Origin of the sequence: Burkholderia sp. HMSC10F09 (assembly GCF_001806955.1) — a bacterium.
Classification (GTDB): Bacteria; Pseudomonadota; Gammaproteobacteria; order Burkholderiales; family Burkholderiaceae; genus Burkholderia; species Burkholderia multivorans.
Genome location: NZ_KV786501.1, coordinates 1 through 21922 on the forward strand (window position 1 = coordinate 1; position 21922 = coordinate 21922).

Consider the following 21922-nt stretch of genomic DNA (forward strand, 5'->3'; position numbering starts at 1 on the left):
GCCGCGTCGAAGCCCGGATCGCCGCCGCCCGGATTCGGCGCGCCGCCCGACTTCGACACGCCGCGCCCGCCGCCCGCGAGCGCGCAGAATGCGCCGCCTGCGTATCTGAAGCAGAGCGACACGCCGTGGTCGGTATTCGGCCGCATCATCGCCGCGCGCGCACGCCGGCTGTTCGACCGCGCCGGCCAGCGCATCACGCAGCGCACGCTGCGCATCGGCGTGTCGGCGCGGATCTTCCATCCGGAGCCGGGCGCGAAGGGGCTGCGCGGCAAGACGCTGCAGTATCTCGAGGAATCGATCGCGCACTGGGTGATGTCGCGCGACGTGCTCGTGTTCATGATTCCGACCGTCGGCCACCAGGGGATGCTGCATCCGAGCAACATCCGGCTGCGCGATTACGCGAAGCATCTCGACGGCCTGCTGCTGCAGGGCGGCGCCGACGTGTCGCCGCAGACCTACGCGGCGTCCGACGCGCGTCCCGAATGGCCCGGCGACCGCGTGCGCGACATGTACGAGCTCGAGCTGCTGCACGAGTTCATCGAGTCCGGCAAGCCGGTGCTCGGCGTGTGCCGCGGCTGTCAGCTGATCAACGTCGCATTCGGCGGGTCGCTGTACCAGGACATCGCGACCGACGTGCCGACCGCCAACGCGCATGTGAGCGAGCATTACGACCAGCACCGCCATGCGATCCGCTTTCCCGATTCGTCGACGCTCGCGAGCATGTTCCTCGGCCGCAGCGAGGCGATCGTCAATTCGATCCACCATCAGGCGATTCGCGATCTCGGCCGCGATCTGAACATCGAGGCCGTCTCGTCCGGCGACGGGATCATCGAGGCGATCCGTTATCGGCGCGCGCCGTTCGTCGTCGGCGTGCAGTGGCACCCGGAGTTCCATCGCGCGGGCGGCTCCGAGCTGCTCGACTGCACGCCGCTGCTCGACGCGTTCCTGCGCTCGGCACGCGAAACGCGTCTATAAGCGGCTTCCGCAGCGCCCGCGGAAGGCCGCGCGGGCGCGTCGCCGCGGTTCGTGAGGCGGCCGCGGCGTGTGCGCCGATTGTGCGCGTTTCGGTTCGTAGCGGGCGCCGACGTCGGCCTTCCCACGTTCTCGTTAGTTGGCACGGGCAACGGCGCGTCATGCTGCCGTGGCCATCGCGTCGATCCGATTTTTTGCGCGGGCGCATGCTTTTCCGCAGCGGCACGACCCGCGCGCGATCGCGACGGCGGATGGTCACCAAAAGGCAAATGTCGGGTTCGCGTGGCATCATGGCCCGATCATGCCGGCCGCCGCCGCGTTCATCGTGCGCAGCGGCCGGCACGGCGCGAGCGTGCAGGTGTCGGGGTCGGCACGGCGCACGCCGCGTCCGTTCATGAGGCGCCGACGGTCGCGCGCCCTTCGAGATCGAGACAAGGACATGTCCACAGCATCGCAAGCCATCACGCAGGAATCGAAAGTCCGCACCGTGTTTCGCGTCGTTAGCGGCAACTTCCTCGAAATGTACGACTTCATGGTCTACGGCTATTACGCGTCGGCGATCGCGAAGACCTATTTCCCGAGCGGCAACGCGTTCGCGTCGCTGATGCTGTCGCTGTCGGTGTTTGGCGCGGGTTTCCTGATGCGCCCGGTCGGCGCGATCGTGCTCGGCGCGTACATCGACCATCACGGACGCCGCAAGGGGCTGATCCTGACGCTCACGCTGATGGCGCTCGGCACGTTGACCGTCGCCGCGGTGCCCGGCTATGCGACGATCGGCGTGCTCGCACCGGTGCTCGTGCTGCTCGGGCGCCTGCTGCAGGGTTTTTCGGCAGGGGTCGAGCTGGGCGGCGTGTCGGTGTATCTGTCCGAAATCGCGACCAAGGGGCACAAGGGCTTCTACACGTCGTGGCAGTCGGGCAGCCAGCAGGTCGCGGTCGTGTTCGCGGCGTTCGTCGGCGTGCTGCTGAACCGCACGCTGCCGGCCGAAGAGATGACCGCATGGGGCTGGCGCATCCCGTTCCTGATCGGCTGCCTGATCGTGCCGTTCCTGTTCCTGATTCGCCGCTCGCTGAAGGAGACGGACGAGTTCCTCGCGAAGCGCCATCGTCCGTCGATGGGCGAGATCATGCGCTCGATGCTCGACAACTGGGGGATCGTGATCGCGGGGATGGGCATGGTGATCATGACGACGGTGTCGTTCTACATGATCACCGCCTATACGCCGACGTTCGGCAAGGAAGTGCTGCACCTCTCGTCGCTCGACGCGCTCGTCGTGACGGTCTGCATCGGCGTGTCGAACCTCGTCTGGCTGCCGCTGTCCGGTGCCCTGTCGGACCGCATCGGCCGCCGCCCGGTGCTGATCGCGTTCACCGTGCTCACGCTGCTCACCGCGTATCCGACGGTGTCGTGGCTCGTCGCCGAGCCGTCGTTCCTGCGCTTGCTCGCCGTCGAGCTGTGGCTGTCGTTCCTCTACGGGTCGTACAACGGCGCAATGGTCGTCGCGCTGACCGAAGTGATGCCGGCCGACGTGCGCACGGCCGGCTTCTCGCTCGCGTACAGCCTCGCGACGACGATCGGCGGGTTCACGCCGGCGATCTCGACGCTGCTGATCCACGAAACGGCGAACAAGGCCGCGCCCGGGCTGTGGCTCAGCGTCGCCGCGCTGTGCGGATTGATCGCGACGCTCGTGCTGTACCGGACGCCGGAGTCGCGCAACCAGTACAAGGCCGTCTGACGCCGCACCGCGGCGCGGCCTGGCGGTAACGAAGGACGGAGCGCACGGCGCTCCGTTTTTTCATCCGCGCCCGGGCGCGGCGAGCGCCTGCGCGACGGCCGCGACGACGTCGTCCCATGCGCCGGGCGAGGGCTGACGCACGAGCCGCGCACGCGGATACCACGGGCATTCGTCACCGGTGAACCAGCGCCAGTCGGCCGCGAACGGCAGCATGACCCACAGCGGCTTGCCGAGCGCGCCCGCGAGGTGCGCGACGGCCGTGTCGACGGTCACGACGCCGTCGAGCCGTTCGATCAGCGCGGCCGTATCCGCGAAGTCGTTCAGCCGGCCGTCGAGACGATACACGCGCGGATGCGCGTCGACGCGGGCGCGCTCGTCGTCGTCGAGCGAAGGCTGCAGCACGAGCCAGTCGATGTCGGGCAGCGCGAGCAGCGGCGCGAGCGCGTCGAACGGCATCGACCGATTGTCCTGCGCCTGACGGCGCCCCGACCATGCGAGTCCGAACTTGCGCTTGGCCTGGCCGCCGAGCGAACCGCGAAAGCGTCGTCGCGCGGTGTCGGGCGCGTCGAGATAGCGCGTGCCGGACGCGATGTCGGCCGGTTGCAGCCCGAGCGCGAACGGCAGGCTCATCAGCGTGCAGGCGACATCGGCGGCCGGCAGCTTCGGCGCGCCTTGTGCGACGAGCGTCACGCGCCACTGCGCGGCGGCCGGCGCGAGCAGCGTGACGAGCGCCGGCTGTACTTCGAGCACGACACGCGCGCAGCGCGCGCGCGCGAGCGGCACGAAGCGGACGAATTGCAGCGTATCGCCGAACCCCTGTTCCGCGCGAATCAGCAGCGTGCGCGACGCGATCGGCTCGCCTTGCCAGCGCGGCAGCCCGCCGAGCGGCGTCGCGCCCGGCGTGTCGTGACGCGCTTCGTAGGCGGGCAGCCCGCGCGTGAAGTCGCCGAGCGTCAGCAGCGTGACGGCGCGGTGCAGTTGCGCGAGCGTGAGGTCGGGCGCGACGCGCAGCGCCTGATCGAACGCGCGCAGTGCGCGCTCGTGTGCGCCGAGCGCGTGATGCGCATTGCCGAGATTGAGCCAGGCGAGCGCGAACGACGGGTCGAGGCCGACCGCGCGCTCGTAATACGGCAGCGCGTCGCGGTGACGCGATTGCGCGCTGAGCGCGTTCGCGAGACCGAACAGCGCGAGCGGAAACGGCGGATGCAGCGCGAGCGCCGCCTCGAACGCGGCCGCGGCTTCCGCATGGCGGCCCACCGCGTCGAGCGTGTTGCCGAGATTGAAGTGCGCGGCGACGAAGCGCGGCTGCGCGGCGATCGCGGCCTGGAAATGCGCGATCGCTTCGTCCGCGCGGCCCATCGCGTTCAGCGCCATCGCGAGATTGTTGTGCGCGCCCGCGTGGCCCGGACGCAGCTCCAGCGCGCGGCGGAACGCGGCAAGCGCATCGTCGTGACGGCCGAGCGCATTCAGCGCGTTGCCGAGGTTGTTGTGGATCGACGCGTCGTCCGGCGTGAGCCGCAGCGCGCGGCGAAACGCGTCGACCGCGTCTTCGTGACGCTGCAGCGCCGCATAGGCGTTGCCGAGGTTGTAATGCGCGAGCGGAAATTCGGGCGCGAGCGTGAGGGCGTTGCGGAACCGCTCGATCGCTTCGTCGAGCCGGCCGAGCGCCTTCAGCGCATTGCCGAGGTTCAGCTGCAGCGCGGCATCGCCCGGGCGCAGCGCGACCGCGCGGCCGACGAGATCGGCCGCTTCGGCATGCTGCCCCTGCTGATGCCGCAGCACGCCGAACAGGTGGAGTGCGTCGGCGTCGGCGGGATTGTCGGCGAGGGCGGTGCGGTAGCCGTGCTCGGCCTCGTCGAGGCGGCCGGCGCGATGCGCGGCGTACGCTCGGTCGAATGCGGAATCCATGACGCGAAAACTGGCGGAAAGCGCGTATTTTCCCACAGCGCGCAGGCACGCCGCCGCTCGGCCGTTCGGCATATGGCCCCGTCACGCGGAGCGGCGTAGACTGGCAGCGTCGTGTCCGATCGAGGAACTCATGGCTGACACCCTGCTCGACATCCCGCCAGTGCTGATCGTCGGCGCCGGGCCTACGGGCCTGGCTGCGGCGATGAGCCTCGCGCGTGCCCGCGTCCCGGTGCGCGTGATCGACAAGCTCGCGGCGCCGGCGCCGTATTCGCGCGCCATCGGCATCCAGGCGCGCACGCTCGAACTGCTGGAGCAGCACCGCGCCGTCGAACCGTTTCTCGCGCTTGGGCATCGCGCGCACGCGGCGGCGCTGCACGCCGACGGCCGCGTGATCGCGCGGCTCGATTTCGATCCGCTGCAAACGCGCTATCCCTATCTGCTGCTGCTCGACCAGAGCGTCACCGAGCGGCTGCTGGCCGAGCATCTCGCCGAGCTCGGCGTAACGATCGAGCGCGGCGTGACGCTCGTCGAATGCGATGCGGGCGGCGCGTCGCTCGACGTGACGCTGCGCGATGCCGGCGGCCGCGACGAGCGGTTCTCGCCGTCGTATCTGATCGCGGCCGACGGCGCGCACAGCACGGTGCGGCATCTGCTCGGCATCGGCTTCGCGGGCCGCGCGTTCGAACAGACGTTTCTGCTGGCCGATTTCGCGGCGATTCCCGACTGGCCGGAAGACGAGATCCACCTATTCACGACGCCCGACGGCATCGCCGGGCTGTTTCCGCTCGGTAGCGGCCGCTATCGGCTCGTCGCCGACCGTCCGCCTGTCGGCGATGTGTCGCCCGACTCGCCGCCGCCGTCGCTGGCCGACTGCGAAGCGGTCGTGCGGGCGCGCATCGGCGCGTCGATCGCGCCGAGCGATCTCGCATGGTCGTCGTATTTTCGGCTGCACAGCCGCATGGTCGAGCGGCTGCGGCACGGCCGCGTGTTCTTTGCGGGCGACGCCGCGCACATCCACAGCCCGGCCGGTGCGCAGGGAATGAACACGGGCGTGCAGGAGGCGTTCAACCTCGGCTGGAAGCTCGCGCGCGTACTCGCGGGCGGGGCGCCCGACCGGCTGCTCGACACTTACCACACCGAGCGTCATCCGATCGAGCGCGACGTGCTGCGCCAGACGAGTCTGGTCACGCAGATCGTCGAAGCCGATCATGGCGCGATGAAGCTGCTGCGCGATCACCTGGTGCCGCTGCTGGTGTCGCTCGGGCCGCTGCGCGATGCGGTTCGGCGTAGTGTCAGCGAACTCGGCGTTCAGTACCGGAAGAGTCCGCTCACGCTCGAACGCGTGCTCGACGGCGGCCCGCGCGCGGGCGAACGCGCGCCCGATGCGTTGCTGCATGTGATCGACGGGCCGCTCGGTCAGGCGCCCGGCACCGCGCGGCTATACGACGTGCACGACCCGGCGAGCTTCACGTTGCTGCTGCTCGAGGCGCCCCCGAGCACCGGCCTCGACGACGTGTCGCCGCTGGCGGCCGACGCACAAGCGCTGATCCAGCGCCTCGAACGGATCATGCCGGGCGCGGTGCGCGCTTGGCGCGTGACCGATGTCGAAGGCGACGGCGCGGACACGCTGGTCCAGGCGTACGGCCGCTCGCGTCCGGCGTTCTACCTGTTGCGGCCGGACGGCTACATCGCCGCACGCGGCCGCGCATCGAGCGACGCGAACGCGCTGCTGCGACACTGCGAAACCTGGTTCGCGGGCGTTCCTTCACCGTCTGCCTAGCGCGCTCAGGCCGTTGCAGCGGCCGGCACGAGCGAAGCGCGGTGCGTGGCTACCGCCTCGATCACGATCGGCGAGGCGCGCCGCGCCGCTTCGCTGGACGGATCGTCGAGCGAAGCGAGCAACGCGCGGCGCATGCGCGGTTCCCAGAAGCGCCGGATATGCTCGGCGATGCCGGTCAGCGCTTCCTCGTGATCGGGCATCGATTCGAAGAAGGCGCCGATCTGGTTCGCCATGTCGATCAGGTGTGTGCTGTCCATCGATTCCTCACTTGCCTGCCGTCGCGGCGGCGGGAGCACCGGTTCGCTGCTCGAGCAGCGCGAGCTGTTCGGCGTTGAAGCGTGCATACGCGCGCTGCCAGTCGGACGGCTGCGCGACCGGCATCACCTGGACGGCCGTGACCTTGTATTCGGGGCAGTTCGTCGCCCAGTCGGAACTCTCCGTCGTGATCACGTTCGCGCCCGATTCGGGGAAGTGGAACGTCGTATAGACGACACCGGGCTGCATGCGGTCGGTCACGAGCGCGCGCAGCACCGTCTGGCCCGCGCGCGACTCGATGCCGACCCAGTCGCCGGTGCGGATCCCGCGATCCTGCGCGTCGTGCGGATGGATCTCGAGACGATCCTCCTCATGCCAGCGCACGTTCTCGGTGCGGCGCGTCTGCGCGCCGACGTTGTATTGCGACAGGATGCGCCCGGTCGTCAGGATCAGCGGATAGCGTTGCGTGACCTTTTCCGGCGACGGAATGAACTGCGTGATCACGAAGCGGCCCTTGCCGCGCACGAATGCGTCGACGTGCATCGTCGGCGTGCCTTCCGGCGCGTCCTCGTTGCATGGCCACTGGATGCTGCCGAGCGCGTCGAGCTTCTCGTAGCTCACGCCGGCGAACGTCGGCGTGAGCCGCGCGATCTCGTCCATGATCTCCGACGGATGCGCGTAGTGCATCTCGTAGCCGAGCGCGCGCGACAGCATCAGCGTGACTTCCCAGTCCGCATAGCCCGCGAGCGGCGGCATCACCTTGCGCACGCGCGAGATCCGGCGTTCGGCGTTCGTGAACGTGCCGTCCTTCTCGAGGAACGTCGAGCCCGGCAGCAGCACGTGCGCATACTTCGCGGTCTCGTTGAGGAAGATGTCCTGCACGACGATGCATTCCATGGCGGACAGCGCGGCCGCGACGTGCTGCGTGTTCGGATCGGACTGAACGATGTCCTCGCCCTGGCAGTAGAGCCCCTTGAAGCTGCCGTCGAGCGCCGCGTCGAACATGTTCGGAATGCGCAGCCCCGGTTCCGGCTGCAGCGTCGCGCCCCATGCCTGCTCGAATTGCGTGCGCACCGTCGTATCGCCGATATGCCGATAGCCGGGCAGTTCGTGCGGGAACGAACCCATGTCGCAGGAGCCCTGCACGTTGTTCTGGCCGCGCAGCGGATTCACGCCGACGCCTTCGCGGCCGACGTTGCCGGTCGCCATCGCGAGGTTCGCGATGCCCATCACCGTCGTCGAGCCTTGCGCGTGCTCGGTCACGCCAAGCCCGTAGTAGATCGCCGCATTGCCGCCGGTCGCGTACAGCCGCGCGGCTGCGCGGACCAGTTCGGCCGGCACGCCCGTCACGTCCGCGGTCGCTTCGGGCGAGTTCTCGGCGCGCGCGACGAAATCGCGCCACTGCTCGAACGCGCGCGTTTCGCAGCGCTCGGCGACGAACGATTCGTCGACGAGTCCTTCCGTCACGATCACGTGCGCGAGCGCGTTGACGATCGCGACGTTCGTGCCGGGGCGCAGCTGCAGGTGATGGGCGGCCTTCACGTGCGGGCCGTCGACGACGTCGATGCGGCGCGGATCGATGACGATCAGCTTCGCGCCTTCGCGCACGCGGCGCTTGAGCCGCGAGCCGAACACCGGGTGGCCGTCGGTCGGGTTCGCGCCCATCACGACGATCACGTCGGCCTTGCCGATCGAGGCGAAGGTCTGTGTGCCGGCCGATTCACCGAGCGTCGTCTTCAGCCCGTAGCCGGTCGGCGAGTGGCACACGCGCGCGCAGGTGTCGACGTTGTTGTTGCCGAACGCGGCGCGCACGAGCTTCTGCACGAGATAGGTTTCCTCGTTCGTGCAGCGCGACGACGTGATGCCGCCGATCGAATCGCGACCGTATTTCTGCTGCAGCTTGCGGAATTGCGTCGCCGCATACGTGAGCGCTTCGTCCCAGCTCACTTCGCGCCACGGGTCGGTGATCTTCTCGCGGATCATCGGCTTCGTGATGCGGTCCTTGTGCGTCGCGTAGCCCCACGCGAAACGTCCCTTCACGCACGCATGCCCTTCGTTCGCGAGGCCGTTCTTGTGCGGCGTCATCCGCACGACCTGCGTGCCCTTCATCTCGGCCTTGAACGAGCAGCCGACGCCGCAGTACGCGCAGGTCGTGATCACCGAATGCTCGGCCTGGCCGAGCTGGACGACGGTCTTTTCCTGCAGCGTCGCGGTCGGACATGCGGCGACGCATGCGCCGCACGATACGCATTCCGACTCCATGAACGGCTCGCTTTCACCGGCCGCGACGCGCGACTCGAAGCCGCGCGCGGCGATCGTCAGCGCGAACGTGCCCTGCGTTTCCTCGCACGCGCGCACGCAGCGGTTGCAGACGATGCACTTTGACGGGTCGTACGTGAAATACGGATTCGATTCGTCCTTGCGATCGTGCAGATGATTCGCGCCGTCGAAGCCGTAGCGCACCTCGCGCAGCCCGACGACGCCCGCCATGTCCTGCAGTTCGCAGTCGCCGTTGGCCGGGCAGGTGAGGCAGTCCAGCGGGTGATCGGAGATGTACAGCTCCATCACGTTGCGGCGCAGTGCCTGCAGCCGGTCCGACTGCGTGCGTACCTTCATGCCCGCTTCGGCGGGCGTCGTGCACGACGCCGGATAGCCGCGCCGGCCTTCGATCTCGACGAGGCAGAGGCGGCACGAGCCGAACGGCTCCAGCGAATCGGTCGCGCAGAGCTTCGGCACGTTGATGCCGGCTTCGATCGCGGCGCGCATCACCGACGTGCCGGCCGGCACCGTGACCGGCTGGCCGTCGATTTCGAGCGTGACGTCGGTGTCCGCATAGCGCTGCGGCGTGCCGTAATCGGTCTCGTCGAGCGGATCGCGCGTGCGCGCCTGAGCGGCGCTCATGCACGCGCATTGGCCCGAGCCGCAGCCGCCTTGGCGGACGTTGTTCGTGTCGAGGGACATGCAGGGCTCCTTTTGGCTCAGGCCGCAGCCTTGACGGGCTTCGACGCGGCATTCGTGCCGGCGGCGAGCCCGAAATCTTCGGGGAAATGGTCGAGCGCGGACAGCACCGGATACGGCGTCATCCCGCCCATCGCGCACAGCGAGCCGGCGAGCATCGTGTCGCACAGGTCGCGCAGCAGCGTGATCTGCCGTTCGGACGTGTCGCCGCCGCGGATGCGCGCGATCGTCTCGACGCCGCGCGTCGAGCCGATCCGGCACGGCGTGCACTTGCCGCACGATTCGATCGCGCAGAACTTCATCGCATACTCGGCGAGTTCCGCGAGATTCGACGTGTCGTCGTGCAGCACGATGCCGCCGTGACCGACGACCGCGCCGATCGCCGTATACGCCTCGTAGTCGAGCGGCACGTCCCACTGATGCTCGGGCAGGTAGGTGCCGAGCGGGCCGCCGACCTGCGCGGCGCGCGCGGGGCGGCCGGTCGCGGTGCCGCCACCGAAGTCGAACAGCAGCTCGCGCAGCGTGACGCCGAACGCGAGTTCGACTAGGCCGCCGTAGCGGATGTTGCCGGCGAGCTGGAACGGCAGCGTGCCGCGCGAACGGCCCATCCCGTAATCGCGATAGAACGCCGCGCCGCGCGCGAAGATCACGGGCGCGGTGGCGAGCGTGATCACGTTGTTGATGACGGTGGGCTGGCCGAACAGGCCCGCGAGCGCGGGCAGGGGCGGCTTCGCACGCACGACGCCGCGCTTGCCCTCGAGCGATTCGAGCAGTGCCGTTTCCTCGCCGCACACGTACGAGCCCGCGCCCTTCGCGACGTGGAGTTCGAACGCGTGCGCGGAGCCGAGCACGTGCTCGCCGAGCCAGCCGGCTTCGCGGGCGCGCGCGATCGCCGCTTCGAGCGTCGCGATCGCGTGCGGGTATTCGCTGCGCACGTAGATGTAGCCGACCGTCGCGCCCGTCGCGACGCCGGCGATGATCATCCCTTCGATCAAGCAGTACGGATCGCATTCCATGAGCAGGCGGTCGGAGAACGTGCCCGAGTCGCCTTCGTCTGCGTTGCAGACGACGTATTTCTGTTTCGCGCTCGCCTGGCGCACCGTGCGCCATTTGATGCCGGCGGGGAACGCCGCGCCGCCGCGGCCGCGCAGGCCCGACTCGATCAGCGTCTCGCATGCGGCGTCGCCGTCGAGCGCGAGCGCGTTCTTCAGGCCGACGAGGCCATCGTATTTCAGATAGTCGTCGATCGACAGCGGATCGGTGATGCCGATGCGCGCGAAGGTCAGGCGCTGCTGGCGCGCGAGATACGGCAGCGCGTCGACGAGGCCGACGCCGCTCGGATGCGCACCGCCTTCGAGCCAGCCGGCGTCGAACAGCGCGGGGACGTCGGCGGCCGTCAGGTTCGCATAGCCGACGCGGCCGGCCGCGGTGCCGACTTCGACGAGCGGTTCGAGCCACAGCAGCCCGCGCGAGCCGTTGCGAACGAGTTCGATCGCGGCGCCGCGCCGTTCGGCCTCGGCGACGATCGCGGCGGCGAGCGCGTCGGCGCCGAGTGCGAGCGCGGACGAATCGCGCGGGACGTAGATACGGGTCGTCATGCGGCCTCCCCGGCGTGCGCGACCGCGTCGGCGAGCAGCGCATCGAATTTTTCCGGTGTGACCTTCGCGTGCAGTACGCCGTTGACCGTCATCGACGGCGACTGCGCGCACAGGCCGAGGCAGTACACCGATTCGAGCGCGACGGCGGGCGGCGCCGAGGCGTGCGCCGCGTCGTCGTGCGCGGCATCGAAGCGGCAGCCGGTACGCGTTTGCGCATGCTCGGCGAGCGCTTCGCAACCCATGCTGCGGCACGCTTCGGCGCGGCACATCTGGATCGTCACGCGCGCGGGCGGCGCAGTGCGGAAGTGGTGGTAATAGGTCAGCACGCCATGCACTTCGGCACGCGACAGGTTCAGCGCCTTCGCGAGCGGCGCGACGCAGCCCGGCGGCACATAGCCCACCTCGTCCTGGATGGCGTGCAGAATCGCGACGAGCGACCGGCCGGCGCGCGCATGGCGCTCGACCAGCGCCTCGGGCGCGTGGGAATTCGGGGACATCGGTTATGCTCCTCCAAAGTCTCATATGCGACTGAACTTCATATAGTCCGCATGGCGACTTCGTTCTGATTGATTTTGGTCAACGATAAGCGGAAGCTTTCGACGTCGCAATAGGAAATCGGAGTACATAATTGATTCGAATCGAATGCGACGCGTATCTGACCGTGCGCGACACGGAAGGGCGCACCGCGAGCCTCTCGGAGGTCGCGCCGCTGCTCGAATTGGTCGCCGAAACGGGCAGCATCGCGCAGGCCGCGCAAGCGAAAGGGCTGTCGTACCGTCATGCGTGGGGGATGCTTCGTGCGCTCGAGGCCTGCGTCGGCGGCGAGCTGATCGAAACCGCGCGCGGTAAGGGTTCGACGCTGTCCGAACTGGGGCAGGCGATCGTCGACGCACAGCGCCTCGCGCGCAGCCGCCTCGACGGCAACCTGCGCGCGCTCGCGGCCGAAGTGGCGAGCGATCTGAACCGGCGGCTCGCGCAACGCGACGGCGCCGTACGGATTCACGCGTCGCACGGCTATGCGGTCGCGACGCTCGTGTCGGCGCTCGTCGATGCGCAGGCGGCCGTCGACATCAAGTATCGGGAAAGCGTCGAGGCCGTGCGGGCGCTTGCGCGCGGCGAGTGCGAACTGGCCGGCTTTCATCTGCCGCGCGGCGCGTTTCGCGCGCAGTGCGCGCAGATCTACCGGCCCTGGCTCGACGACGGCCGCCATGTGCTGATTCATCTGACGCGCCGTCAGCAAGGGCTGTTCGTGCCGCGCGGCAATCCCAAGCACGTGAAGGGGCTCGCGGATCTCGCGCGCGACGACATCCGGTTCGTGAACCGCCAGCCCGGCTCGGGCACGCGCATGCTGCTCGAACTCGCGCTGAGCGCGATCGGCATCGATCCGGCGCGCATCAACGGCTATGCGTCGGCCGAGCTCACACATTCGGCGATCGCCGCGTTCGTCGCGAGCGGGATGGCCGATCTCGGTTTCGGCGTCGAGCCGGCGGCCCATCATTTCGGGCTCGACTTCATTCCGGTCGTCGACGAAGACTATTACTTCGCCTGCGAGCGTGCACGGCTCGACGCGCGGCCGCTCGCAGGCGTGCTCGGGCTGTTGCGCGATGCGCGCTTCATCGAGCGCGTCGGCGATCTCGACGGTTACGATCCGGCCGCCTGCGGGACGCTGGTCGACGTCGCAGCCGGGCTCGCGGGCGACGACCTTGCAGCCGCGGAGGGCGGCAATGCGCGGTAACACGCGGGCCGCCGGGTCGCGCTGCAGCAGTGGGGGAATTGCGCTACGCTTGCCGCTTGACCAACGTTCCAACAAGCACGCCGTTCAGGCGTCATTCCCGCCATGAAACTTTCCGTTTCCCTCTCCGCGGCAGCGTTGACCGCGGGGTTCCTGATCGCCGTTTCGCCGCTCGCACTCGCGCAGAATTCGCCGGGCGTGCCGGGCGGCATCCTCAGCGACCAGTTTCGTCTGAACGAGCATCCGCAGATGCCGTTCGCGGCATCGGAGCCGTCCAGGAAATATCAGAGCGGCAAGAAGTCGGCATTGCGCCGCAAGGGCGACATGGGCGATCCGAACGGCTGCAACCTGAAGTGCCCGATGGACAGTCAGTGACACGCTGATCGCGGCGTCGCGCGTGCGTCGACGCCCGATTCCGCAGACAGGCAGACGAGCCCCGCGCAGCCACGGTGTTGCGCGGGGCTCATACGTTTCGGGCGGTACGTCGGCTTCAGATTCGGGTTAACCCGAATTCAGGAAGGATGTGTTCCTGAAACCTGCCTTATTCTTAAGCATTCGCCTACATAAACTTCGGACTGTCAGCGATGAGCGAGGTGTTCATCGCGAAATCGGACAAATCTGGAGGTAGGTCATCATGAAGTCGCTCGTTCAAGCCGTTGTCGTTGCCGCAGCCGTCGTTGCGCCGGTCGTGTCGTTCGCGCAGCCGGGCTCGACGATCACGCGCGAGCAGGTGCGCGCAGAATTGATTCAACTGCAGCAGGCCGGCTACAACTCGGCGCGCGGCGAAGATCCGCATTACCCGGAAGCCATTCAGGCGGCGACGGCCCGCGTTGCGGAACAGCAGCGCGCTGCGCTGGCGCAATCGCAAGGCGCGGATACCAGCGGTTATGGCGCGCAGGCGCAAGGCGCATCGGCGTCCGGTTCGCGCGCGATCGTGCGCCCGGCGAGCGACGAGGAAATGAAGTCGCTGTATCGCGGCAGCTAATCAGCGTAGTGCGCGATGCGGCCGGTATGGGGTGCGGCGATGAGCCGCGTCCGCAAGGCGGCGCCGCGTCCGCCGGCACCTACGCAGATACAGGCGCCGGCCCACGTGCGTCACCTCCTGCTGCCGGGATGCCGGCGGCAGGCGGCTGGCTCGAGGAGGGCCGGGCGCTATTTCGGAGGCGGATGCGCGGGCCGCGTCGGCAACAAAAAACCCCGCAGACGCGATGTCGTGCGGGGTTGTTGCGCGTGACGCTGAATGTGGTGGAGGCGGCGGGAATCGAACCCGCGTCCAGAAGCGCTCTACGACTAGTTCTACATGTTTAGTTCAGTCTTTTGATTTAACCGCAGCGACGCGGACGAACACGCTGCGCTACGGCGATTCGCTAAGTTTTCGACCCGGCCGTCGCGACGCCGGCAAGGCTTAACTGACGTATATGACCTCTGGCGGTATTGCTACCGGTCTTGCGACGCTAGCCCGTCAGTGAACTAGGCAGAGGACGGCGGCCCTTAGGCTGCCAGTGCGAACGTATCGTCGTTTGCAGTTACGTTTTTCCCATTGATTAACGAGGTGACGGGTCCTCGACATGCCCTAGCCGCTTCACAACCCCTGTCGAAACCAGGTCGCCCCCGCGGATAAGATTGATCATTATAGCGCAACATCGCGCAGCAGATCGCGCAGCTCGCCGGTCGTGCCGACGAGGTGCTGCGCACGCCAGTCGCCCGGCGCGGCGCCGTCGCCGCAGTAGCCGTACGCGGCCGCGACCGTCGCCATCCCGGCTGCGTAGCCCGCCTGAATGTCGCGCAGGTCGTCGCCGACGTAGACGATGCGGTCCGGCGCCAGTGCGAGCAGGCCGGCCGCGTGCAGCAGCGGAGCGGGATGCGGCTTCGAGTGCGGCGTCGTGTCGCCCCCCACCACGCAGGCCGCGCGCGACGCGAGGCCCAGCAATTCGACGAGCGGCGCGGTCAGCCGCATCGCCTTGTTCGTGACGATCCCCCAACGCACGCCGCGCGCTTCGAGTTCGTCGAGCACCTCGGCAATGCCGGGGAACAGCGTCGTCTGAACGCAAATATCGGCGGCGTAGTTTGCGAGGAACTCGTCGCGCATCGCATCGTAGCCGGGCGTCTCGGGCGTGATGCCGAACGCGCCGCCGAGGAGGCCGCGCGCGCCCGCGGACGCGAGGCGCCGCAGCGCGTCGAGCGGCGTTTCCGGCAGGCCGCGCGCGCGCTGCATCTTGTTGACGGCCGCCGCGAGATCGGGCGCCGTATCGGCGAGCGTGCCGTCGAGGTCGAACAGCACGGCTTCGCAGTGCTGCAGGCGCGGTGCGTCGAGCACGTCCCGCGCGGGCGAAAGGGGAGTCGTCATGCGGGTCGGCAGGTTACGCGGCGCGGCGGCACGCGACCAGGTAGTTGATGTCGGTGTCGTTCGACAGCGCGAAGCGCTTGCCGAGCGGGTGATACGTGATGCCCTTGATCTCGACGATGTGGAGATCGGTCGCGCGCACGAAGCCCGCGAGTTCTGACGGCCGGATGAAGCGCGCGTAGTCGTGCGTGCCCTTCGGCAGCATCTGCGCGATGTATTCGGCGCCGATCACGGCGAACAGGTACGACTTCAGGTTGCGGTTCAGCGTCGAGAAGAACACCCAGCCGCCCGGCTTCACGAGCGTCGCGCATGCGGCGACGATGTCGGCCGGCGACGGCACGTGCTCGAGCATTTCCATGCAGGTGACGACGTCGTAGGTACCGGGCTCGCGCGCCGCGATCGCTTCGGCCGCGATCGCTTCATAGTCGACGGTGATTCCGCTCTCGAGGCTGTGCAGATCGGCCACGCCGAGCGCTTCGGTCGACAGGTCGATGCCTTTCACCTGCGCGCCGAGGCCGGCCATCGATTCGGACAGGATGCCGCCGCCGCAGCCCACGTCGAGCGCGCGCTTGCCGGCGAGATGCGCATGCGAATCGATCCAGGCGAGCCGGACCGGGTTCAGGTCGTGCAGCGGCTTGAATTCGGCATTCGGATCCCACCACCGATGGGCGAGGTCGCTGAATTTCTGGAGTTCGTGCGGATCGGCGTTGGTCATGTCGGCAAACGGGATACGGGAGGAGGGCGGTGCTTCGGTTCGTCAGTCCCGAGTATATAAGATGCGGGCGAGCGGCGAACCGGCGAGCGCCCGGACGGGCGTCAATGAAAAAGCCCCGCCGGAGCGGGGCTTTGAAGCAGTCGAAAACCGCGGCTTACTGCGCCGGAACGGTCGTCTTCTGCACTTCTTGCGTACCGACCACTTCCACTTCCACGCGGCGATCCGGTGCGAGGCAGGCGATCAGTTGCTTGCGGTTCTTCTGGTTGCAGCCCGTCGTGACCGGGTTGCGCTTGCCCTTGCCTTCCGTGTAGATCTTGTTGGCCGGGACACCCTTGCTGACCAGGTACGACTTGACGGCTTGCGCACGGCGCAGCGACAGACGGTCGTTGTACTTGTCCGAACCGATGCGGTCGGTGTAGCCCGTTGCGACGACCACTTCCGTGTTCATGCCCTGGATCTTCGAAGCCAGTTCGTCGAGCTTCTGCTTGCCCAGCGGCTTGAGCGTCGCCTTGTCGAAGTCGAACAGTGCGTCGGCTTGATACGTGATCTTCTGGCTCGTGATGGCCGGAGCGACCGGAGCGACCGGCGGCTGCGGTGCCTGGGCGACCAGTGCGCCGTCGCACTTCGCGTTGGCGGTGGCCGGCGTCCAGAACGCGTCACGCCAGCAGAGCTCGTTCGTGCCGTTCATCCACACCCATTCGCCCGTGCCGTTCACCCAGTTGTCATTGACGGCTTGACGCGACGCCGGCACCGACTGTGCCGAAGCGGATGCAGCCATAACTGCGGTAGCTGCAATGAACGCGAGCTTTGAAAGTTTATTCATATTTCTCCTCTCGAAATTGAGATTACCGCAGGTTTACTGCGAGCCTGTTGACGGTGACAAGTCATACATTGCTCGAAGTATAACATTGGTGCGGCACAAAAAACGCGGCACCGCTCTGTGTAGACTTCGAGCAGCGTCTAACTTTCAGTGCGTTGGCATTTTGCCATATCGTTCCCTTCCTACGAAAAAAAATCCTCCCCACCCCAAGATCGCCTCCGCGATTGTGGTGCATGCGCAACACCGGCCTGCCGTAAGTTTCAGGAATTGTCAAGGGCGTACCCGCAAAATTGCGCGGGACGCGAAGGTCGTTTACCGGCGCGGGTGACGGCGCGACAGATCGCCGCACGACCGTGCGGTGCGCCGGCCGGGCGCGCGGCGGCCGCCGCGCAAATTTCCGCTATTTATATATAGAGGGGCGGCGAATTGGCGGCTGTTGGGCGCATGTTAGAATCTCGCGTTGCGTTGCGCATGCATCGCTCACGCGAAAGGCGTTCCCGTCTTCGCTCCGAAAAGATACGGATACATGGATCAATTCGCCAAAGAGACCCTGCCCACCTCCCTCGAGGAGGAAATGCGCCGTTCGTATCTCGATTACGCGATGAGCGTGATCGTCGGACGTGCCCTCCCGGATGTCCGCGATGGCCTGAAACCCGTGCACCGGCGCGTACTGTTCGCGATGCACGAACTGAACAACGACTGGAACCGGGCCTACAAGAAGTCGGCGCGTATCGTCGGCGACGTGATCGGTAAATACCACCCGCACGGCGACAGCGCGGTCTACGAAACGATCGTGCGGATGGCGCAGGACTTCTCGCTGCGCTACATGCTGGTCGACGGGCAAGGCAACTTCGGCTCGATCGACGGCGACAACGCCGCCGCGATGCGTTACACCGAAATTCGCATGGCGAAGATCGGTCACGAGCTGCTTGCCGACATCGACAAGGAAACGGTCGACTTCGGCCCGAACTACGACGGCAGCGAAATGCAGCCGCTGATCCTGCCCGCGCGGATCCCGAACCTGCTGATCAACGGTTCGTCGGGCATCGCGGTCGGCATGGCGACCAACATTCCGCCGCACAACCTGAACGAAGTCGTCGATGCGTGCCAGCATCTGCTGAACAATCCCGACGCGACGATCGACGAGCTGATCGAGATCATCCCCGCGCCGGATTTCCCGACGGCCGGCATCATCTACGGCGTCGCCGGCGTGCGCGACGGGTACCGCACCGGGCGCGGCCGCGTCGTGATGCGCGCGGCCACGCACTTCGAGGAGATCGACCGCGGCCAGCGCATGGCGATCATCGTCGACGAGCTGCCGTACCAGGTCAACAAGCGCTCGCTGCTCGAGCGCATCGCCGAGCTCGTCAACGAGAAGAAGCTCGAGGGCATCTCCGACATCCGCGACGAGTCCGACAAGAGCGGCATGCGCGTCGTGATCGAGCTCAAGCGCGGCGAAGTGCCGGAAGTGGTGCTGAACAACCTCTACAAGGCGACGCAGCTGCAGGACACGTTCGGCATGAACATGGTCGCGCTCGTCGACGGCCAGCCGAAGCTGCTGAACCTGAAGGAAATCCTTCAGTGCTTCCTGTCGCACCGCCGCGAAGTGCTGACGCGCCGCACGGTCTACGAACTGCGCAAGGCGCGCGAACGCGGCCACGTGCTCGAAGGTCTCGCGGTCGCGCTCGCGAACATCGACGAATTCATCGCGATCATCAAGGCCGCGCCGACGCCGCCGATCGCGAAGCAGGAACTGATGGCGAAGGCGTGGGATTCGTCGCTCGTGCGCGAGATGCTCACGCGCGCCGAAGCCGAGAACGCGGCGGCCGGCGGCCGCGCGGCGTATCGGCCGGAAGGGCTGAACCCGGCGTTCGGGATGCAGGGCGACGGGCTCTACAAGCTGTCCGACACGCAGGCGCAGGAAATTCTGCAGATGCGTCTGCAGCGCCTGACGGGCCTCGAGCAGGACAAGATCATCGGCGAGTATCGCGACGTGATGGCGCAGATCTCCGATCTGCTCGACATCCTCGCGCGTCCGGAGCGGATCACGACGATGATCGGCGAAGAGCTGACCACGGTGAAGGCCGAGTTCGGCGACGCGCGCCGCTCGAAGATCGAGCTGAACGCGACCGAGCTCAACACCGAGGATCTGATCACGCCGCAGGACATGGTCGTCACGATGTCGCACGCGGGCTACGTGAAGTCGCAGCCGCTGTCCGAATACCGCGCGCAGAAGCGCGGCGGTCGCGGCAAGCAGGCGACGCAGATGAAGGAAGACGACTGGATCGAGACGCTGTTCATCGCGAACACGCACGATTACATGCTCTGCTTCTCGAACCGCGGCCGCGTGTACTGGATCAAGGTCTACGAGGTGCCGCAGGGCTCGCGCAACTCGCGCGGCCGTCCGATCGTCAACATGTTCCCGCTGCAGGATGGCGAGAAGATCAACGTCGTGCTGCCGGTGAAGGAATTCTCGGCCGACAAGTTCGTGTTCATGGCGACGTCGCTCGGCACCGTGAAGAAGACGCCGCTCGAGGCATTCAGCCGTCCGATGAAGAAGGGCATCATCGCGGTCGGCCTCGACGAGGGCGACTACCTGATCGGCGCGTCGATCACCGACGGTGCGCACGACGTGATGCTGTTCTCCGACGCCGGCAAGGCCGTGCGCTTCGACGAGAACGACGTGCGGCCGATGGGGCGCGAGGCGCGCGGCGTGCGCGGCATGCAGCTCGACGAAGGGCAGCAGGTCATCGCGCTGCTGGTGGCCGGCAGCGAAGACCAGTCGGTGCTCACCGCGACCGAGAACGGCTTCGGCAAGCGCACGCCGATCACCGAATACACGCGCCACGGCCGCGGCACGAAGGGTATGATCGCGATCCAGACGTCCGAGCGTAACGGCAAGGTCGTCGCGGCGACGCTCGTCGACGCCGAAGACCAGATCATGCTGATCACGACGGCCGGCGTGCTGATCCGCACGCGTGTGTCGGAGATCCGCGAGATGGGACGCGCGACGCAAGGTGTTACACTCATCAGTCTCGATGAGGGTACGAAGCTCTCTGGCCTGCAGCAGATCGCCGAGGCCGAGGACGGTGACGGCGAAGCCGACGAGGCGTCGGACGGCGAGGCCTGAACGGATGAGACTCTCGGGCCGCCGCACGCGTGCCGCGCAAGTGGGTGAGCGCAGCACGCTGCGATCGGCGAGAAAACATTCATATTTCCAAGAGGGAGTGATGATGCAAAAGCAATTCAAGCAACTGGTCCTGCTGGCTGCACTGGTGCCGACGTTCGCGATGGCGCAAGCGCTGTCGAATTCCGCACCGGCTGCACCCGCGGCAGCTGCGCCGATCGACGCCGACAAGAAGGCGGCGATCAAGGACCTGCTCGACGCGATCGACGCGCCGAAGCTCGTGTCGGCCATCGGCAACAGCGCCGAGATGCAGGCGAAGCAACTCGTGCCGGCGATCCTGTCGGACGCACTGTCCGAGAACAAGACGCTGAACGACAAGCAGAAGCAGGCTGCCGTTCCGACGCTGCAGAAGAACGCGGTGCCGAAGCTGGTCGACAGCGCAGGCAAGGTGTTCGGTACGCAGCAGTTCCAGAGCGACGCGATGTCGGCTCAGTACGACGCGTACGCGAAGTACTACAGCACGTCGGAGATCAAGGATCTGACGACGTTCTACAAGAGCCCGACGGGCCGCAAGTTCATCCAGGTTCAGGATCAGGTCGGTCGCGACGTGGTCAACGGCCTGATGCAGAAGTACATGCCGCAAGCGATCCAGGCGACGCGCGCCCAGGCCGACAAGGAAGTCGCGGCCGTCAAGCCGGGCAAGTAAGCGGTCCGGGCACGCCGCCGGCCGATCGGCCGCGTTTGGCGGGAGCCTGATGACAGTGCGATAATGGCCGTTTGCGCGCGAGCGCAAGCGGCCATTTCTTTTCCGGCGCGGCTCATTGGCATTGCATGACAGGCGGCAAGCCCGCCGGTCGCGTCCCTCCCGAGGTTTTTCACGATGCGCGTCTTTAATTTCTCTGCCGGCCCCGCGGCGCTGCCCGAGGAAGTGCTGCGGCAGGCCGCCGACGAAATGCTCGACTGGCACGGCAGCGGCATGAGCGTGATGGAGATGAGCCATCGCGGCAAGGAATTCATGTCGATCCACGAGGCGGCGCTCGCCGACCTGCGCGAGCTGCTCGACGTGCCGGCGAGCCATCGCGTGCTGTTCCTGCAGGGCGGCGGCATCGCGGAGAACGCGATCGTGCCGATGAACCTGCTCGGCTCGCGCAAGACGGCCGACTTCGTCGTGACGGGCTCGTGGTCGCAGAAGTCCTTCAACGAGGCGAAGAAATACTGCACGCCGCATCTCGCGGCAACCGGCAAGACGGACGCCGGCTTCACGCGCGCGCCGGCGTTCGCCGAATGGCAGCTGTCGGACGATCCGGCCTACGTGCACCTCTGCACGAACGAGACGATCGACGGCGTCGAGACGTTCGAGATTCCCGATCTCGGCGACGTGCCGCTCGTCGCCGACGTGTCGTCGCACATCCTGTCGCGCCCGATGGACGTCGCGAAGTACGGCGTGTTGTTCGGCGGCGCGCAGAAGAACATCGGGATGGCCGGCGTGACGGTCGTGATCGTGCGCGAGGATCTGCTCGACCGCGCGCTGTCGATCTGCCCGTCGGCGTTCGAATGGAAGACCGTCGCCGCGAACAACTCGCTGTACAACACGCCGCCCACCTATGCGATCTACATCGCGGGCCTCGTGTTCCAGTGGCTGAAGCGGCAGGGCGGCCTCGGCGCGATCGAGGCGCGCAACATCGAAAAGGCGAAGCTGCTCTACGACACGATCGATGCGAGCAGCTTCTATCTGAACAAGGTCGAGCCGGCGGTGCGTTCGCGCATGAACGTGCCGTTTTTCCTGGCCGACGAATCGCGCAACGAAGACTTCCTTGCCGGCGCAAAGGCGCGCGGGCTGCTGCAGCTGAAGGGCCACAAGTCCGTCGGCGGCATGCGGGCGTCGATCTACAACGCGGTGCCGCTCGAGGGCGTGAAGGCGCTCGTCGAGTACATGAAGGACTTCGAGCAGCGCTGCGCCTGACGGCGGCGCGCGGCT

Annotated in this window: 17 protein-coding genes and 1 other RNA gene; 9 read left to right on the forward strand and 9 right to left on the reverse strand. The window is 67.3% G+C overall.

The window, feature by feature from the left end; all coding sequences use genetic code 11:
- On the forward strand, positions 1-975 hold a 975-nt coding region (locus HMPREF3115_RS00920), incomplete at its 5' end, for a gamma-glutamyl-gamma-aminobutyrate hydrolase family protein (protein WP_070553218.1).
- A 436-nt stretch (positions 976-1411) separates the two neighbouring features.
- Positions 1412-2707: an MFS transporter gene (locus tag HMPREF3115_RS00925; RefSeq protein WP_006410412.1), complete on the forward strand. Its 1296-nt coding sequence runs from the start codon at positions 1412-1414 to the stop codon at positions 2705-2707.
- A 60-nt stretch (positions 2708-2767) separates the two neighbouring features.
- Here the strand turns inward: HMPREF3115_RS00925 and HMPREF3115_RS00930 are convergent, their stop codons facing one another.
- Positions 2768-4615, reverse strand: a complete 1848-nt coding sequence (locus HMPREF3115_RS00930) for a tetratricopeptide repeat protein (RefSeq protein ID WP_070553220.1) — start codon at positions 4613-4615, stop codon at positions 2768-2770.
- 130 nt (positions 4616-4745) lie between these two features.
- Between HMPREF3115_RS00930 and HMPREF3115_RS00935 the strand changes: the two genes are divergently transcribed.
- The gene (locus tag HMPREF3115_RS00935) at positions 4746-6395 is read left to right on the forward strand and encodes an FAD-dependent monooxygenase (RefSeq protein WP_006406249.1); all 1650 of its coding nucleotides are present in this window, start codon (positions 4746-4748) and stop codon (positions 6393-6395) included.
- A gap of 5 nt (positions 6396-6400) precedes the next feature.
- Here HMPREF3115_RS00935 and HMPREF3115_RS00940 read toward each other — a convergent pair whose 3' ends face one another.
- From HMPREF3115_RS00940 to HMPREF3115_RS00955, 4 genes are read right to left on the reverse strand one after another with little or no spacing between them, the layout of a single operon-like run.
- Complete coding sequence (locus HMPREF3115_RS00940) at positions 6401-6652, reverse strand: formate dehydrogenase subunit delta (protein ID WP_006400745.1); 252 nt, start codon at positions 6650-6652, stop codon at positions 6401-6403.
- Between the two features lie 7 nt (positions 6653-6659).
- Positions 6660-9611, reverse strand: coding sequence for a formate dehydrogenase subunit alpha (fdhF, locus tag HMPREF3115_RS00945; RefSeq protein WP_070553222.1), 2952 nt, complete (start codon positions 9609-9611; stop codon positions 6660-6662).
- A gap of 17 nt (positions 9612-9628) precedes the next feature.
- Entirely contained in the window at positions 9629-11206 is a 1578-nt protein-coding gene (locus tag HMPREF3115_RS00950; RefSeq protein WP_006400743.1) for a formate dehydrogenase beta subunit, read from the reverse strand.
- A complete protein-coding gene (locus HMPREF3115_RS00955) occupies positions 11203-11703 on the reverse strand; it encodes an NAD(P)H-dependent oxidoreductase subunit E (protein WP_006400742.1) in 501 nt (166 codons plus the stop codon). The genes HMPREF3115_RS00950 and HMPREF3115_RS00955 overlap by 4 nt, the downstream gene beginning before the upstream one ends.
- Positions 11704-11834: 131 nt before the next feature.
- On the opposite strand from HMPREF3115_RS00955, the gene HMPREF3115_RS00960 reads away from it, so the two are divergent.
- From HMPREF3115_RS00960 to HMPREF3115_RS00970, 3 genes are all read left to right on the forward strand, one after another.
- The gene (locus HMPREF3115_RS00960; RefSeq protein WP_070553224.1) at positions 11835-12941 is read left to right on the forward strand and encodes a substrate-binding domain-containing protein; all 1107 of its coding nucleotides are present in this window, start codon (positions 11835-11837) and stop codon (positions 12939-12941) included.
- Positions 12942-13043: 102 nt separating this feature from the next.
- On the forward strand, positions 13044-13313 hold the full coding sequence (locus HMPREF3115_RS00965) for a hypothetical protein (protein ID WP_006410405.1): 270 nt from the start codon (positions 13044-13046) through the stop codon (positions 13311-13313).
- A 259-nt stretch (positions 13314-13572) separates the two neighbouring features.
- Positions 13573-13923 carry a DUF4148 domain-containing protein gene (locus HMPREF3115_RS00970; RefSeq protein ID WP_070553226.1) on the forward strand — a complete coding sequence of 117 codons (351 nt, stop codon included), beginning with the start codon at positions 13573-13575 and terminating at the stop codon, positions 13921-13923.
- 258 nt (positions 13924-14181) lie between these two features.
- Here the strand turns inward: HMPREF3115_RS00970 and ssrA are convergent.
- The 4 genes from ssrA to ompA form a co-directional block, all read right to left on the reverse strand.
- Positions 14182-14551: a transfer-messenger RNA gene (ssrA, locus tag HMPREF3115_RS00975) on the reverse strand.
- 17 nt (positions 14552-14568) lie between these two features.
- The gene (gene gph / locus HMPREF3115_RS00980; protein ID WP_070553228.1) at positions 14569-15285 is read right to left on the reverse strand and encodes a phosphoglycolate phosphatase; all 717 of its coding nucleotides are present in this window, start codon (positions 15283-15285) and stop codon (positions 14569-14571) included.
- A gap of 13 nt (positions 15286-15298) precedes the next feature.
- Complete coding sequence (ubiG, locus tag HMPREF3115_RS00985; RefSeq protein ID WP_006400737.1) at positions 15299-15997, reverse strand: bifunctional 2-polyprenyl-6-hydroxyphenol methylase/3-demethylubiquinol 3-O-methyltransferase UbiG; 699 nt, start codon at positions 15995-15997, stop codon at positions 15299-15301.
- A gap of 154 nt (positions 15998-16151) precedes the next feature.
- Positions 16152-16820: an outer membrane protein OmpA gene (ompA, locus tag HMPREF3115_RS00990; RefSeq protein ID WP_006400736.1), complete on the reverse strand. Its 669-nt coding sequence runs from the start codon at positions 16818-16820 to the stop codon at positions 16152-16154.
- 523 nt (positions 16821-17343) lie between these two features.
- Between ompA and gyrA the strand changes: the two genes are divergently transcribed.
- The 3 genes from gyrA (at position 17344) to serC (ending at position 21907) form a co-directional block, all read left to right on the forward strand.
- Positions 17344-19947, forward strand: coding sequence for a DNA gyrase subunit A (gene gyrA / locus HMPREF3115_RS00995; protein ID WP_012213844.1), 2604 nt, complete (start codon positions 17344-17346; stop codon positions 19945-19947).
- Between the two features lie 103 nt (positions 19948-20050).
- A complete protein-coding gene (locus tag HMPREF3115_RS01000) occupies positions 20051-20650 on the forward strand; it encodes a DUF2059 domain-containing protein (protein WP_006400733.1) in 600 nt (199 codons plus the stop codon).
- A gap of 174 nt (positions 20651-20824) precedes the next feature.
- A complete protein-coding gene (gene serC / locus HMPREF3115_RS01005) occupies positions 20825-21907 on the forward strand; it encodes a 3-phosphoserine/phosphohydroxythreonine transaminase (RefSeq protein ID WP_006400732.1) in 1083 nt (360 codons plus the stop codon).
- The last annotated feature ends 15 nt before the right edge of the window (positions 21908-21922 follow it).

What these genes read in the sequence shown, in the direction of transcription:
- HMPREF3115_RS00925 (WP_006410412.1), top strand. Translation starts at nt 1,412, where the DNA reads ATGTCCACAGCATCGCAAGCCATCACGCAGGAATCGAAAGTCCGCACC.
- HMPREF3115_RS00930 (WP_070553220.1), bottom strand. Translation starts at nt 4,615, where the DNA reads ATGGATTCCGCATTCGACCGAGCGTACGCCGCGCATCGCGCCGGCCGC.
- HMPREF3115_RS00935 (WP_006406249.1), top strand. Translation starts at nt 4,746, where the DNA reads ATGGCTGACACCCTGCTCGACATCCCGCCAGTGCTGATCGTCGGCGCC.
- HMPREF3115_RS00940 (WP_006400745.1), bottom strand. Translation starts at nt 6,652, where the DNA reads ATGGACAGCACACACCTGATCGACATGGCGAACCAGATCGGCGCCTTC.
- fdhF (WP_070553222.1), bottom strand. Translation starts at nt 9,611, where the DNA reads ATGTCCCTCGACACGAACAACGTCCGCCAAGGCGGCTGCGGCTCGGGC.
- HMPREF3115_RS00950 (WP_006400743.1), bottom strand. Translation starts at nt 11,206, where the DNA reads ATGACGACCCGTATCTACGTCCCGCGCGATTCGTCCGCGCTCGCACTC.
- HMPREF3115_RS00955 (WP_006400742.1), bottom strand. Translation starts at nt 11,703, where the DNA reads ATGTCCCCGAATTCCCACGCGCCCGAGGCGCTGGTCGAGCGCCATGCG.
- HMPREF3115_RS00965 (WP_006410405.1), top strand. Translation starts at nt 13,044, where the DNA reads ATGAAACTTTCCGTTTCCCTCTCCGCGGCAGCGTTGACCGCGGGGTTC.
- HMPREF3115_RS00970 (WP_070553226.1), top strand. Translation starts at nt 13,573, where the DNA reads ATGAAGTCGCTCGTTCAAGCCGTTGTCGTTGCCGCAGCCGTCGTTGCG.
- gph (WP_070553228.1), bottom strand. Translation starts at nt 15,285, where the DNA reads ATGACGACTCCCCTTTCGCCCGCGCGGGACGTGCTCGACGCACCGCGC.
- ubiG (WP_006400737.1), bottom strand. Translation starts at nt 15,997, where the DNA reads ATGACCAACGCCGATCCGCACGAACTCCAGAAATTCAGCGACCTCGCC.
- ompA (WP_006400736.1), bottom strand. Translation starts at nt 16,820, where the DNA reads ATGAATAAACTTTCAAAGCTCGCGTTCATTGCAGCTACCGCAGTTATG.
- gyrA (WP_012213844.1), top strand. Translation starts at nt 17,344, where the DNA reads ATGGATCAATTCGCCAAAGAGACCCTGCCCACCTCCCTCGAGGAGGAA.
- HMPREF3115_RS01000 (WP_006400733.1), top strand. Translation starts at nt 20,051, where the DNA reads ATGCAAAAGCAATTCAAGCAACTGGTCCTGCTGGCTGCACTGGTGCCG.
- serC (WP_006400732.1), top strand. Translation starts at nt 20,825, where the DNA reads ATGCGCGTCTTTAATTTCTCTGCCGGCCCCGCGGCGCTGCCCGAGGAA.